Origin of the sequence: Streptomyces tremellae (assembly GCF_039540215.1) — a bacterium.
Taxonomy (GTDB): domain Bacteria; phylum Actinomycetota; class Actinomycetes; order Streptomycetales; family Streptomycetaceae; genus Streptomyces; species Streptomyces tremellae.
The window spans coordinates 39,803-53,941 of the sequence record NZ_BAABEP010000045.1 but is presented as its reverse complement, the minus strand read 5'-3'; the positions used below and the strand labels follow the sequence as shown (position 1 = coordinate 53,941).

The 14,139-nt window shown below is 70.0% G+C and carries 11 protein-coding genes and 1 pseudogene; 7 read left to right on the top strand and 5 right to left on the bottom strand.

Features of this window, described 5'->3' with window-relative positions:
- The 5 genes and pseudogenes from ABEA77_RS25025 to ABEA77_RS25005 all read left to right on the top strand — a co-directional run.
- Nucleotides 1-224 (top strand): annotated as a pseudogene (locus ABEA77_RS25025) (hypothetical protein); the annotation flags it as partial.
- Nucleotides 203-859 carry a type I-E CRISPR-associated protein Cas6/Cse3/CasE gene (gene cas6e, locus ABEA77_RS25020; RefSeq protein WP_345651837.1) on the top strand — a complete coding sequence of 219 codons (657 nt, stop codon included), beginning with the start codon at nt 203-205 and terminating at the stop codon, nt 857-859. The pseudogene ABEA77_RS25025 and the gene cas6e, both read left to right, overlap by 22 nt.
- 23 nt (nt 860-882) lie before the next feature.
- Nucleotides 883-2,520 carry a Mu transposase C-terminal domain-containing protein gene (locus tag ABEA77_RS25015; protein WP_345651835.1) on the top strand — a complete coding sequence of 546 codons (1,638 nt, stop codon included), beginning with the start codon at nt 883-885 and terminating at the stop codon, nt 2,518-2,520.
- A complete protein-coding gene (locus ABEA77_RS25010) occupies nt 2,517-3,296 on the top strand; it encodes an AAA family ATPase (RefSeq protein ID WP_164837480.1) in 780 nt (259 codons plus the stop codon). The genes ABEA77_RS25015 and ABEA77_RS25010 overlap by 4 nt, the downstream gene beginning before the upstream one ends.
- 188 nt (nt 3,297-3,484) lie before the next feature.
- On the top strand, nt 3,485-3,940 hold the full coding sequence (locus ABEA77_RS25005; RefSeq protein WP_345651829.1) for a GNAT family N-acetyltransferase: 456 nt from the start codon (nt 3,485-3,487) through the stop codon (nt 3,938-3,940).
- Between the two features lie 125 nt (nt 3,941-4,065).
- Here ABEA77_RS25005 and ABEA77_RS25000 read toward each other — a convergent pair whose 3' ends face one another.
- Nucleotides 4,066-4,692, bottom strand: coding sequence for an MBL fold metallo-hydrolase (locus ABEA77_RS25000; RefSeq protein ID WP_345651827.1), 627 nt, complete (start codon nt 4,690-4,692; stop codon nt 4,066-4,068).
- Nucleotides 4,693-5,775, bottom strand: a complete 1,083-nt coding sequence (locus ABEA77_RS24995; protein ID WP_345651824.1) for an S-(hydroxymethyl)mycothiol dehydrogenase — start codon at nt 5,773-5,775, stop codon at nt 4,693-4,695. It lies immediately after the preceding gene.
- Nucleotides 5,776-6,039: 264 nt separating this feature from the next.
- On the opposite strand from ABEA77_RS24995, the gene ABEA77_RS24990 reads away from it, so the two are divergent.
- Together ABEA77_RS24990 and ABEA77_RS24985 are read left to right on the top strand one after the other, a co-directional pair.
- A complete protein-coding gene (locus ABEA77_RS24990) occupies nt 6,040-7,338 on the top strand; it encodes a LuxR C-terminal-related transcriptional regulator (protein WP_345651822.1) in 1,299 nt (432 codons plus the stop codon).
- Between the two features lie 485 nt (nt 7,339-7,823).
- The gene (locus tag ABEA77_RS24985; RefSeq protein WP_345651820.1) at nt 7,824-10,631 is read left to right on the top strand and encodes an LPXTG cell wall anchor domain-containing protein; all 2,808 of its coding nucleotides are present in this window, start codon (nt 7,824-7,826) and stop codon (nt 10,629-10,631) included.
- Nucleotides 10,632-11,464: 833 nt separating this feature from the next.
- Here the strand turns inward: ABEA77_RS24985 and ABEA77_RS24980 are convergent.
- The 3 genes from ABEA77_RS24980 to ABEA77_RS24970 form a co-directional block, all read right to left on the bottom strand.
- Entirely contained in the window at nt 11,465-12,310 is an 846-nt protein-coding gene (locus ABEA77_RS24980) for a helix-turn-helix domain-containing protein (RefSeq protein WP_345651818.1), read from the bottom strand.
- Between the two features lie 81 nt (nt 12,311-12,391).
- Nucleotides 12,392-12,640, bottom strand: coding sequence for a hypothetical protein (locus ABEA77_RS24975; RefSeq protein ID WP_345651816.1), 249 nt, complete (start codon nt 12,638-12,640; stop codon nt 12,392-12,394).
- Nucleotides 12,641-13,363: 723 nt separating this feature from the next.
- A complete protein-coding gene (locus ABEA77_RS24970) occupies nt 13,364-14,119 on the bottom strand; it encodes a class I SAM-dependent methyltransferase (RefSeq protein ID WP_345651814.1) in 756 nt (251 codons plus the stop codon).
- Between the last annotated feature and the right edge of the window lie 20 nt (nt 14,120-14,139).

Sequence of the window (14,139 nt, the reverse complement as noted above, 5' to 3'; positions counted from 1 at the left end):
TTTTCTGGTGGGACACCCCGCCGCCCACCCGCCCGGCCGAAGCCCATCAGGAACCCCACGACCACCCCATCGACTTCACCCCTCACCAGCGCACCTGGAGCGTCCGACCCCAGTGGCGCACCACCGAACCCCTGCCCACCACCCTCTACGCCGGCCCCGACCCTCTGCCCGCCCTCCACACCTACCTCCACCAGGACACCTTGTGCCCTACGAACTCACCCTGACCCGCCTGCACCTCAACCTCGCCCACCCTCGCGCACGAGGTGACCTCGCCGACAACAACGCCCTGCACCAGACCCTCATGCGCCTGGTTCCCGACCATCTCGGCGACCACCCGCGGCAAGCGGCCAACCTCCTCTTCCGCCTCGAGCCCGAGAACCTCCGCCACCAGCCCCTCATCCTCGTCCAGACCGCCATCCGCCCCGACCCGGGGCGCCTGCCCGACCACTACGCCACCGCCACCCTCCACCCCCTCCACGGCCTGACCGGCCACCTCACCCGCGACCGCCGTGTCCGCTACCGCATCACCGCCAGCCCCTCCAAACGCAACCACGGTGTCCCCATCCCCGGACAACCCACCCCCCGCCCCCGGAGCCGCACCCCCCTCACCGGTGCCGACGCCCACGCCTGGTGGCAGCGCCGGGCCGCACAGGCCGGCCTCATCCTCGACACCCCGCCCACCGCCACACCCGCGCACTTCCGCACCCGCCGTCACGCACCGGGACTGGAACACCGCTTCACCCGCTTCGAAGGCACCGCCACCATCACCGACCCGAACGCCCTCACCCAGGCACTGACCACCGGCATCGGCCGCGGGAGGTCCTACGGAGCGGGCCTGCTCAGCCTCCTGCCCGCCTGACCGGCACCACACGAAAGACCTTCATGTCCTCGACCTCTCACCGCAGCGACCTCGAAGAACGCCGCGGCATCGTCACCAACCTCCTCAACCTGCGCGACCAGGGCCTGCTCACCACCGGGGTGAAACGCACCGTCGCCGCCTCCCAGGGCTGCACCGTGCGCACCGTCGAGAACTGGATCGCCAACGCCGACCAGCACGACGGCGTCTACACCCCGCGGCCGCGCCGCCGCACCCAGCTCACAGCCGAGATGCGCGGCGAACTCGCCATCTGGTGCGCGAACCGTCACAGCGCCTACGAGGCCCTGCGCGAGCGCGGAGAGATCGACGTCACCTACTCCCAGTTCACCCGCTTGGTCGCCCGGGACCTCGCCCCGGGGCACCTGGCCTCCTTCAAGGAAGGTACCGACGGCCTGTACGCGTACGAACTGCGCAACAGCCGCGGGCGAGGCCTACGCAACCAGGCGTGGGAGGCCGACCACCTCGACAGCAAGGTCAGCGTCCGCCTCGGCAACGAAATCGTGCAACCGCAGATCACTCATGTGGACGACGCATCCACCAACGCCATCTGCGGGCTCGCCATCACCCCCCACCGCCCCAGCAGCGATGCCGTCCTCGCCACCCTGCGTGACGCCGTTCTGCGCGACGCGGACCACGGCCCCTTCGGCGGCATCCCCGCGCTCATTCGCGTCGACCGAGGCTCAGAGTTCATCGGAAAGGCCGCCGGACAGGCCATGAACAGCCTGGGCATCCAACGGGTCATCGTGCGCAAGCCCTGGCAGAAAGGCACTGTCGAGGCCATCAACGGCGCCTGCACCAGCACACTCCTGTCCGGCATGCGCGGCTGGAGTGGCAAACCCACATCCAAAGGCAGGCCCGCCCGCTACGACGGCCCCGTCGAAGACCTGCTGACCTGGGAACAATTCGTCGCCAAAGTGCTTCGGTGGCGCACCGAATGGAACACCGAGCACACCATGCCTGCCCTCGGCGGCCGCACCCCCCTGCAAGCCTGGCAAGACGACCTCACCCCCCTGCGTGACATCTCCCGCACCGCCCTGCACCGCTACACCCTGCAGACCGACCGGCCCTTCCACGTCGTCCATCCCGGCGGTATCCGCTGGAAGAACGCCGACTACTACACCGACGAACGATGGCTGCGTGACTGCATCGGCAGCCACGTCCGCCTGCGCTACACCCCCCACCACCGCCGCACCCTCCAGGTCTACCGCGCCGCCGACGACCACTACCTCGGCGAGGTCTACCTCAAGGACACCGCCACTCCCGAACAGAAACGGGCAGTTGTGCGCGGCAACCGGCGCGTCGCCGACCGTGCCAAACGCGACCGCGAGCGAGGCGAGCGCATGCTCACCAAGCGCTACGCGGCCACCACCGAGGTCACCCCCGCCCAACCGCTCGACAACCTCACCTACCAGGAAGCCGAGAAGGAACTCGCGCGCCTCGGTATCACCCTGCCCGACGAGACTCCCGAACATCTCCCCGACCCCACCTCCTCCTGGGGCACCACCAGCTCCGCCCCCCGCCAGACCGAGCACCCTGCCCGCCCGGCACACAACCTCCCTGCGCCTACCAGATCGTGGGGCTCCGACCCCTCAGCCCCGCCGCCCCAAGCCACGCACCCCGACGGGCAGGAGACCGCCTCGTGAACCAGCCCATCACGCACTACCTGGGCCTGCCCGACGCCAAGCTCCAGCCGACCCCTGCCACCAGCCTCACCGGGGGCTACCTCACAGACATCCTCACCGTCGGCGGCATCCTGTCCATCTCCGGCAGCGCCGGCCTGGGCAAAACCGTCGCCACCACCGTCAACCTCAACGACCTCGCCCCCGACACCCACCGCACCCTGCCCACCCGTCCCGGTATGAGCCTGCGCGACTACCGCCTCACCCTCGCCAGCACTTTCACCGTCGAGCCCACCCCCGACAACGTGGCCGGCCTCTCCCTGGAGAACCACATCCAGGACACCACCCGCACACAACCCCTCGTCCTGTTCGTCGACGAGGTGCACCACCTCAGCAACGTCGTCCTCGCCTCCCTCGCCACCCTGTGGGACCTGTGCCAGCCCCACCTTGCCCTCGTCCTCGTCGGCAACGACCACAGCCGCCGACGCCTGCGCAACGTCACCCGGCTCGCCTCCCGCATCGAGTACTGGCAGCGCTACAAACCCCTCACCCACAACCAGGTACGCGAACTCATGCCCCGGTTCCACCCCCAGTGGGCCAGCGTGAGTCCCGACGACCTCATCTGGTGCGATGACGCCGTCTGCCGAGGAAACTTCCGCGACTGGGCACGCCTCACCCGCAAACTCGTCCTCAAGAACCAGCAACGAGAAAACCCGCCCCACACCTTCACCCGCGCGCTGGCCCGCGAGGCAATCCAGGAGTTCTCAGCCTCCGACGTGTGGGCCGAACCGGAATTCTGACCCCACCCCCAGACAGCCTCCCCGCTGCAGCTGTCCGTCGGCGGTGCGGCGCTGCCCAGGCTCCTCCGGCAGATACCCGGTGGTGTCGGCACCGCGCAGGTCGGCCCCCGGGATACCGCCGGACGGAGCCGCCTCGCCCCGGGCAGGGGGACAGCCGGTCACGTACGGCCCGTTCTACGCTGGGGCCCATGATGATCAGGGTCCGTGATGCCTACCCGGCGGATGCCGAATGGATGAGTGACAACACCGAAGGCTGGACTGTCACGGCGCAGGAGCAGCAGGGCGCAGCGTCTCTGGACGGGGCACTGCACGCATTGATCGCCTACGCTCCCCGGCAAGGTGCGCGGGTGGGGTGGCTGTACTCCAGCGCGCGGGGCGCACCGGGCGATGGCGCCGGCTACGTCAGCCTCTACGAGCTTTACGTCGCCCCCGACTTCCGGGGGGTCGGGGTGGCACGGGCCCTGGTCGAGGAGTTGTTCGCCAGGGTTCCCGACCAGGAGATCGTGCTGTCGGCATGGGACCGGGCGCTGTACGAGATGTGGCTCAGCCTTGGGTTCACCTACGTCCCTGCGCCTGGCGAGAGGCCGGGGCAGCGTGGTCATCACGGCGATATGGTGCGCCCGCAGGTGAAACCCTGGTCCTGAGCGCTTGGCGCCGCACCCTTTCTCAGTTCTCGGGGCGCGGGGGCGGGGGGAGAGACGGCGCAGCCCCCGTCGGGAGCATCCCGACGGGGGCCTGTGTTGCCGCGCCGTCCGCGTGACCTCGGGGGTCAGTGGCCGCGGGCGATCCATTCGTGCAGATGCGGTGCCTCGTCGGCGATGGTGGTGGAGGGGCCGTGGCCGGTGAGCACGGCGGTGTGCGGGGGGAGTGTGAGGAGGCGGTCCCTGACGGAGCGGATGATGGTGGGGAAGTCCGAGAAGGACCGCCCGGTCGCGCCGGGTCCGCCGGCGAAGAGGGTGTCGCCGGTGAGAACGGTGTGGAGTTCCGGCAGGTACAGACTGATGGCACCAGGCGTGTGGCCAGGTGTGTGCAGTACCTCCACCTCGGTGCCGGCGATGGGGATCCGCCGCTGGTCGCACACGTAGGAGGGGGAGTAGTCGGGGTGGGTGTGAGACCACAGGAGGCGGTCGTCGAGGTGGAGGAAGACGGGAGCACCGGTCTTCTCCGCCACCTCGACGGCGGCGTTGATGTGGTCGTTGTGCGCGTGGGTGCAGACCACGGCGGTCAGCCGCCGGTCGCCCACTGCCTCCAGGATCGCGTCGGCGTCGTGAGCCGCGTCGACGACGAGAGCTTCGTCGTCGTTCCCGATGACCCAGACGTTGTTCTCGACGTCCCAGGCCCCGCCGTCGAGGGCAAAGGTGCCCTGGGTGACGACCAGTTCGATGCGAAGAGTCATTCAGAACACCACCACAGAACGCAGGACCTCGCCCGTGTGCATCTTGGTGAACGCCTTCTCCACCTCGTCCAGCGCGATGGTCTCCGTGACGAAGGAGTCCAGGTCGAGACGGCCCTGCTGGTAGAGGTCGATCAGCATGGGGAAGTCGCGGGAGGGCAGGCAGTCGCCGTACCACGAGGACTTCAGAGCTCCGCCGCGGCCGAAGACGTCCTGGAGCGGGAGCTCCACGGTGACGCCCGGAGCGGGGACGCCCACCAGGACCACGACGCCGGCCAGGTCGCGGGCCTCGAACGCCTGCCGGTACGTCTCGGGACGTCCGACCGCGTCGAGCACCACGTCGGCCCCGAACCCGTTCGTGAGGGCGCGGATCCCGGCCACCGGGTCCTCCGTGCGGGAGTTGAGGGTGTGCGTGGCGCCGAACGACCTGGCCAGCTCGAGCTTCCGGTCGTCGATGTCCACGGCGATGATGCGCGAGGCGCCGGCCAGGCGGGCACCGGCGATCGCGGCGTCGCCGACGCCTCCACAGCCGATGACTGCCACGCTCTGTCCGCGGGTGACCGGAGCCGTATTGATGGCGGCGCCCAGGCCCGCCATGAGACCGCAGCCCAGAAGGCCGGCCGCCTCGGGACGCACCTTCGGCACCTTGGTGCACTGCCCGGCCGCGACCAGAGTCTTCTCGGCGAAGGCACCGATGCCCAGTGCAGGAGTGAGGGGGGTGCCGTCGGGCAGGCGCATCTTCTGCGTGGCGTTGTGGGTGTCGAAGCAGTACCAGGGCTCACCCCGTCGGCAGGCCCGACACTGGCCGCACACGGCGCGCCAGTTCAGGATGACGAAGTCACCCGGTGCGACGTCCTCCACGTCGTATCCGACGGCTTCGACGATGCCCGCGGCCTCGTGGCCGAGCAGGAAGGGGAAGTCGTCGCCGATGGCGCCTTCGCGGTAGTGCAGGTCCGTGTGGCACACGCCGCAGGCCAGCACCTTCACCAGGGCCTCTCCCGGTCCCGGGTCGGGCACCAGAATGGTCTCCACAGAGACGGGCTCACCTGTACGGCGTGCGACGACGCCCCGGACTTCCTGGGTCATGTGTGTTCCTCGTGCTGATCGATGGAAGCGGATAGGACGCGTGGGCCGAGGTCAGCGCCCCTGCCGGTGGGCAGGTGGCCCGTGCACAGTGCAGGGCACCGCCCGCCGCGCGGCGCGTACAGGTTGGACCGCTGCGCCGCGGGAGCGGGAGCGGTGGCTCGCTCACTCACTTGTCCATCTTCCTGCCCTATTGGGTAGGCCGCACCCAACGTTCGTACCCTTCGACCCACCCATTCGGGTAGGTCGACGGGGTAGGGTTGCTGTATGGAAGCGTCCACCCCCCATCTGCCCCCCGCACTCGTCGCCGAGCGCGTGGGAACCGTGGCCACCGCCCCACTGCACACCGTCGCCGCCCGGCTCCATGAAGTGATCAATGAGGTGCTGCCGCACCAAGCCCTGGCCGTATTCACCGAGGACTGCACCGGACGGCCACAGAAGAAGGCCGGCGACCCCGCGATCACCGAACGCGTCACCATCGCCGAACTCGACGCAGTACGCCGACTGGTCTCCGAAGGACAACAGCCCGGATCCGCCCTCATCGCCGGAGAGCAAAGGAAGGTCCGCGTCTACGACGCGACGACCGGAGCCATCCTCGTCCTCTGCGAGCCCGGCGACGGCACATACCCCGGCGCGGAAAGCTACGTACGCGCCGTATGGACGACGGCCGCCACCCGCATCCGGCAGCAGGTCGCCGAGGCCCGCCCCGACTACCTCCGCGAGTCCCGCGCGGCCTCCACCGAGCGCCTCCAGGTGACAGCAGAACTCACCGCCCGCCACGAATCCGACCTGGAGACCGTGCTGGCCACCCTGCGGGGACGAGACCTGGACGACGCACGCGCCCGACTGCTGGCGACCGAGATGGCGGCCGTGGCCCTGGTCCGGGTCAGAGCCGGCAGCGACCTCGTGGCCGCCCTCGCCGAGGAACCGGTTTCACAGGCATTCGAACGACTGCGAACCGACCTCCGCCCCCTCAGCCGCCATGGCGGCACCCAGATCCAGTTCATCGAGCCTCCCTCGGACGGCCGCGCCCTGCCCGGAGAAGTCGCACACGCCGCCCGCGCCATCGTCCGCAGCGCAGTCCTCCTCATGCGCGAACAAGAGGACGTGGCCCGCATCCGGGTGCAGTGGAACTGCGACGGCACCAGCCTGCTCATCTCCGTCCGCGACGACGGCCCCGGTCTCCTCAACCAGAGCCGATCACCACTGCGACAGCTGACGGCACGCGCAACCGCACTCGGCGGCAGCCTCGCCGTCGAGGCCGTCGAGACCTGGGGCTCGGAGATCGACGTGCGCATCCCGCTCGACCCACCCGACACCTCGGACACAGCCGTGCACATGTGGGACCTCGGGCCCCGCGAGGTCGAGGTGCTGCGCCTCCTCGTCGCCGGACGCCGCAACCGCCAGATCGCCGTGGAACTCGGCATCAGCGAGAACACCGTCAAGTTCCACACCAGCCAGGTCTACCGCAAGCTAGGAGTCACCTCCCGCGCGGCCGCCGCCGCCCTCGCCGCCGACGCCGGTCTCGCCCTCTCCAGCGACACGCCACCCCACACCCCTCGGTGACAGACCCAGAGCAACAACAAGGCCACACCCTGCCGCAGGGAGATCATGTCCGCCGGCCCGCCGGGACGCTCCCAGTACGAAGACGACCGCCACGGCATAGAGCGCGGATCAACCGAAGCGCCCTGCCGTCACGCACCCGATCGTGACGGAAGCATCCGCCCCCAGACCTTTCCGCACGACTCCACACCGCGGCGATCCACCCCGCCAGGCTGCCGCGATCCACGATCCCTGATCCCGCAAGCGCATCGGTACCTGCCAGCTCACCGGCAACGGCACCGCATGCCAAGCCCGACCACACCGCTCGCTCGACGAGCGGCGGAAAGCCAAGCACCCTGCGCCCGGCCGCCGCGCCCCCGGACGGGGGAATGGCCGCCTCCCAGTCATATGACCTGTTCTTCTGGGGACCGCCCGATCGGCGGGCCACCGAGAGACGACCGGCCCGGCCGCCCTGCGGACAAGGGCCTGACCGGAACAGGCGAACGCAGATGGCACCACTCCACCGGCGACGCACCGCCGCCGTCCTACCCACCCTGGTCGCGCTGACGGCGCTGCTGTGCACCACCGGCATCGCGCCCGCAGCGACCCCCTCCAGCCCCACCTCTCCAGCGGCCGTCGCCGAGGTTCCCCCGCCCACCGCCACCACCTCCGTGGTGACCGTGCGCACCGGCGGGGACCGGACCGCCGACGCCGAGGTCGGGCCGCTCGCCGGCGTCACCCTTGGCCTCTTCGCCGACGAGGCAGCCACCGAGCCCGTCGACCCCGACTGGGGTGTCTGCGTCTCCGACGCCGACGGCGACTGCTCGTTCACCGTCCCCGGCACCGGGTCGGGCGGCCCGAACGAGGGCGCCGTCTACACCGTCCGCCAGATCGCGGCCCCGTCCGGTTGGTACACCAACCCCGAGCTGCGCACCGGCCCGGGCAGCGGCGCCGGCTCGCTCTCGCCCGCGTACGCCTTCCCCACGCCGGAGCTGGAGGGCGGCCAGACGTACTCCTCCACCAGCGACTTCATGTACAGCACGGAGTACCGGACCCCGCCCTTCACCGCCTCCACGGGCATCTGGCAGCAGTCCCGCGTCAACCCCCAGCTGAGGGCGGCCTGCGGGCTCGACGTGGCGCTCGTGCTTGACCTCTCCGCCTCCGTCGGCAGCGCGCTGCCTCAACTCAAGGCAGCTGCTGACCAGTTCACGGACGCGCTGGCCGGGACCCCCTCGCGGCTCTCGCTCTTCTCCTTCGACCGGAACTCCCCCAGCACCGGCACCGAGAACCACCCCGAACTGACCTCCGTCTCCACCCAGGCCGGCGCGGACGCCTTCAAGAACCTGTACGCGGACTGGGACCTGGGATCGGGCACCAACTGGGACCAGGCCCTGTACGCAGTCGCCAAGGCCCAACCCCGCTACGACCTGACCGTGGTCCTGACCGACGGCAACCCGACCCGGTTCAGCAACCCCATCGAAGGCGACGGCTCGCGGACCCACTTCGCCGACACCGAGGGCGGCATCTTCGCCGCCAACGCGGTCAAAGCGCAGGACACCAGAGTGATCGCAGTCGGCGTCGGCCGGGGCGTCGAAGGCGTCTCCGGGCTCAACCTGCGCGCCATCTCCGGCCCGGAAGCCTTCACGGGCGACAACCCGGAGACCGCCGACTACTACCAGACCACCGATTTCGCCGCCGCCGGCGCCGCCCTCAACCAACTGGCCCTCAGCCAGTGCGAGGGGACCCTGTCCGTCATCAAGCAGATCGTGCCGGAGTCCAACACCGGTGAGGACGTGTCCGGCTCACGCAACGCCGGCCCCGGCTGGGAGTTCACCGCCTCCTCGACCGAGCCGCTCGGCGGGCTCCCCGACACCCGCACCACCGACGACGACGGCACCGGCGGCGTCACCTTCGAGCCCGAGTTCCCACCCACCACCGGCGAGGCCCCGGTCACCGTCGAGGAGACCCAGCAGCCCAACCACACCCTGGTCACCCAGGGCGGCGCCAACGCCGTCTGCGTCAACCTCGACGACGGCACCCCAGTCTCCGTCACCAACTCCGGAGCCACCGGCTTCACCGTCGGCCTGGAGCGCCAGGGCGGCGTCTCCTGCACCGTCTACAACCGCCCCGACCCGGCTCCGGACGAGCCGGCCGATCTGACCGTGGACAAGCGTTGGGTGATCGACGGTACGGGCTACGACGAGGGTGAGCAGCCTGATGGTTACGACGCGACCCTCACTCTCACCGGCCCGGAGGGCGCGGAGGCTACTCCGCAGTCCTGGGGTGTGCCCCGTGCCGGCTACACCCGGGGAGATTCGTCCACTGTCGATGAGGAGACCACTGTCCCTGACAGGTGTGAGCTCACCGCCCGGCAGGTCACCGAGGTCAATGGTGACCCGGTCTCTGCCGATCTGCCCTTCCAGGCCGTGCTGGACCGTGACCACACTCGCCTCACCGTCACCAACACTGTCCACTGCGAGGAGGAGCCGGCCGATCTGACCGTGGACAAGCGTTGGGTGATCGACGGTACGGGCTACGACGAGGGTGAGCAGCCTGATGGTTACGACGCGACCCTCACTCTCACCGGCCCGGAGGGCGCGGAGGCTACTCCGCAGTCCTGGGGTGTGCCCCGTGCCGGCTACACCCGGGGAGATTCGTCCACTGTCGATGAGGAGACCACTGTCCCTGACAGGTGTGAGCTCACCGCCCGGCAGGTCACCGAGGTCAATGGTGACCCGGTCTCTGCCGATCTGCCCTTCCAGGCCGTGCTGGACCGTGACCACACCCGCCTCACCGTCACCAACACCGTGACCTGCGAGGAGGACGAGTCGGCCCACCTGGAGCTGAAGAAGAAGGTCGTCAACAAGCACGGAGGGACTGCGCTCCCGACCGATTGGGAACTCAGCGCCACCGGGCCCGACCAGATCCGCGGCTCCGGCGGTGCCGCGGGCGAGGTGGCGGCCGGGACGTACCGGCTCGCGGAGAGCAGCGGGCCCGAGGGCTACGACGCCTCGCAGTGGAGCTGCGTCGGCACGGGCGGGACGCTGCCCGTCATCGACGATGAAGTGACCTTGGCTGCCGGGGAGCGGGCCACCTGCACGATCGTCAACAAGGACCGCAAGCACCCCGGCCCGACACCCACGCCCAGTCCCACTCACACGCACGACCCCGGTGGTGAGCTGCCCGACACCGGCGGGTCCGGCACCACAGGTCTGCTTGCGCTTGCCGTCGCTCTGACGGCTGCGGGCGCACTGGCCGCCCTGGTCGCCACCTCGCGCCGCCGGTTCCGTGATCGGGACGGTGCGACGGCAGACTGACTTCCCTGGCCGGCACGCACGGGGCACCCACCGAACGCGGTGGGTGCCTTGTGCGTGGTCTCCACAGCTGCTGGGCCGGGACTATGCCGACAGGTCAGCTGAAGCGTGCGGCAGGACTATGGGGCCTGCCGGCATCGTGGCCACCGGCACGGTGGGGCCGTCCCTGTGGCCGGGGCCGGCGTGACAGTCGGGGCCGGTTGACCGGACGTTGCCCGGCCCGGCAGCTTCGGAGCGGCGGGACCGTGTCAGCGCCCAAGACGCGCGTGCGTGGTCCCCCTTCAGGACCACAAGGACCGAGTCGACGCCCTCGTCCTTGACGAGGTGTGCCGTGACCGATGGGCCACAGCGGATGTCCGGGGGCCGCCTGCTGCCGCCGTCCTTGAGAGCCGTCTCGACGTGCACCCGACCGGTGCCGTAGCAGCGTATGGCCAAGGTGTCTGCATCCTTCGGATAGGCGATGCGGTGCGCCCGGTTTCTCGGGCCGAGGCGGCCGGAGTCTCGCGTGACGTCCGTGAAGGCGAGATCGGCCAGAAACATCAGGTGCAGCTCCTGGTGGACTGCGTCGGCAACTGTGCCGGGGCCCGCCGTGGCGTGACTCTGGGAGTCCCCGCTCTTGAGGGAGCAGGCCGATGCCGCGCCGGCTGCGAGGACGAACGCGGCGAGCAGCGCCCGCCAGAAGGAGCGCCGGCCGTCGAGGCCGGCTGGGCGGTGCCAGGTCGGGGGAGGGGGCCTCCCCAGGCGTCGGCGACGAGGTACCGCATTCATGGTGCACTGGCTCCGTTCCGGGAAAGAGAGGTGCCGCTGGCCGCCCTCCATCGCCGCTGCGGAGGAGGTCAGCTGTAGGCGCTGATGGCTTTCGCGATGAGGGGGATCGCGGCGCCGCTCGCGGCGGCGAGTTCGCTCAGACGCTGGAAGTCGTCCAGGTAACGGCCGACCTCGTTGCGCTGCTTGAGCGTGAGGAACGCGGAGACGATCTCCACCTGGACCGTGCTGTCGTCGAAGACCCAGAAGTCCTGCGCCTTGTGGGCCGGCCCCCGGTCGGCCCCCCGGGGAATGATGCCGAGGCTCACACTGGAGTAGTCAGCGACCTGGATCAGCCGGGTGAGCTGGTTGAGCATGACAGACGGCTCTGCATAGCGGGTGTAAAGGACATCCTCCTCCAGGACGATCCGGAACTGCCGGTTCTTCAGGTACTTCTGCTTCGAGGCACGCGTGGCGACAGCGTTGCCGAAATCGGCATCGCTCAAGCCGCGGCGCACGCGGATGCCGGCCAGAACGGCGCGCGTGTAGTCCTCGGTCTGCAGGGGGCCGGGAACGTAGCTGATCGCGTAGGCCTTGAAACGCTTGGTCTCCTCCCACAGCGGGATCACGTGCTCCTGCGCCTTGGCGAGCCCCTTGCGCTCCATGTCACGCCACTCCACGTACATGGAAGCGATGTTGTTGGCGGCGGCGATCAGCTCGGAGGCAGCCTCCGGTTGCCGGCACGCGGAGGCCCAGGCGCGGATGTCGGCCGCGCTGGCGGCAGCGCGGCCGTTCTCGATGCGACTGACCTTGGACGGGTGCCAGCCACCGCAGATTTCGGCCAAGGCCCGGCCGGTGAGACTCTGGTCCTTGCGCATCGCGCGGAGCTTCGCGCCGAGGTCGCGACGGGCGCGCTGGACACTTTCGGAGTGAGACATGCGCGACAGTGTGCCGTGCAGACTCCGCACCTAACCAACCGCCCAGATCAAGCTATTTGACGGTCTATCAGTACGTATTCTTCACTTCGTCCGCCCGTGCAGATGCTCAGGCTTGCGGACCCCGTCGAGGGGCGGAAACAGCCTCAGCAGACGGGAGGGGAACTCGACGATCGTTTCGTGCCGCGGGATGACGAGCTCCGGCAGGCGGATGCCCGGATCGGTCACCCGCCACCCCTGGAGCAGGTAGTTCCGTGAGACGTCGTCGTAGTACAAGGTGGGTGAGCCGTTGTTCGGGCTCTCCGGGTCCTTGCACAGCAGGTGCAGGGCCACAAAGTCCTCCGTAGCCGAGGGGCGAGTTGACGCGTCGAGCGTGATCGATGACGGAGCGTGAGCGGAAGCAAGTTGCGCGAAGTTGCGCTTGATCAATTTCGGGGCGGGTCAAATGTGCGAAAGTTGCAGAGTGTGATCTTCGCCGCACACGCGCCTCCTGCCGCGACTCCGGCGGCCGAGAGGCTGATGACGCCACCTGACAGGACCCCTCGGTGTGCCCGGCGCTTCGGGTGGCCGGCGGTGTCATCTGCTGCGCAACGACCCGCAAGTGCGATGACCTGACAATGCCCGGCCGCCCGGAGTCCCTCGGCAGCCCTGCTCGTTCCCCGGCGCCACGCCGTCGACCACCGCCTCGAGGGCGGCGCTCCACGGGCCGCAGGACTAGTGGGGGAGCGGGGGCCCCTGGAGCGGGAACCCCGCCCAGGTGAACGGCAGCAGGTCCCCGCCCGGGACGCCGGAGTGGCACAGGGGGGCGAGGCCGAGGCCCGGCGCCGGGGGATGCGGGCCCCGCGGCCGTCGGGGCAGGCCCAGGGTCTGGGGTGCGGTGCTCACTCCGGCCCGGGCGGCGCCCGCCAGGCCCCGCGTGCGCCACGCCGCCGCAGGGAGGGGGCAGAGCCCCGGCGGGGTGGCGCAACGCGGCCGGCCGAGCGGCGGCCCTTGCCCCTGGTGCAGTGCCGGGCAAAGGGGTGCTGGGCCGTGCTGGGCCGCAGCGCATCCGTGGGCTTACGGGCGGACGGCGACAAGGACGTAGCTGCTCCCCACCTGCCAGACGGGGCTGACGGGACCGAAGCCGGCCTCCGACAGCAACTCGACATGACGCCCGAGCGTGAGCGGACAGTTGGAGCCGGCGGCCGTCCCCGCGCGGCGTTCTGCGCACAGCCCCCGCAGCTCAGGCTCGTTCTCGACCGCGGACCACCACGCTTCCCAGTCCTCGTGGTCGAAGGCGCGCTGTCGTTGCGCCCGGCGGGTTCCTACGAACGTGGCGATCTCGGCGACGCACGCCCCCTCGTGTGACAGGTGATCCGCGTTCACCAGCACACCGCCTGGCCGAAGCAGGGTGGCCAGCTCCGTGTACACATGCCGCAGGACGTCCTCCGGAAGGTAGTGAAGCGCGGTGGTGGAGACGACGGCGTCGACAGGCCCCGCGAGGCCGAGAGCGTGGATCCAGCCCCTCTCGCCGATCACAGCCTCGACATACCGTGCAGCCTCGGGGTGGCAGGCCCGTGCCAGAGCCAGCAGCAGAGGATCCTTGTCGACACCGACGATCTCGGCATGGGGCAGACGCTCGGCCAGCCGCGCGGGCAGTGAGCCCGGCCCGCAACCCAGATCGAGCACCCGGGGAACGCCGTTCTCGGCCGTCACGTGCTCTACGACGTCCGCCACCACGGTGAAGCGCTCCTCGCGGTCGATGGCGTAACGCTGCTGCTGCAACTCCCAGCGGTCCACCCACAGCCGCGCGGTCGTCGTGCTCACACACATTGCTCTCTCCACCTCGAGTC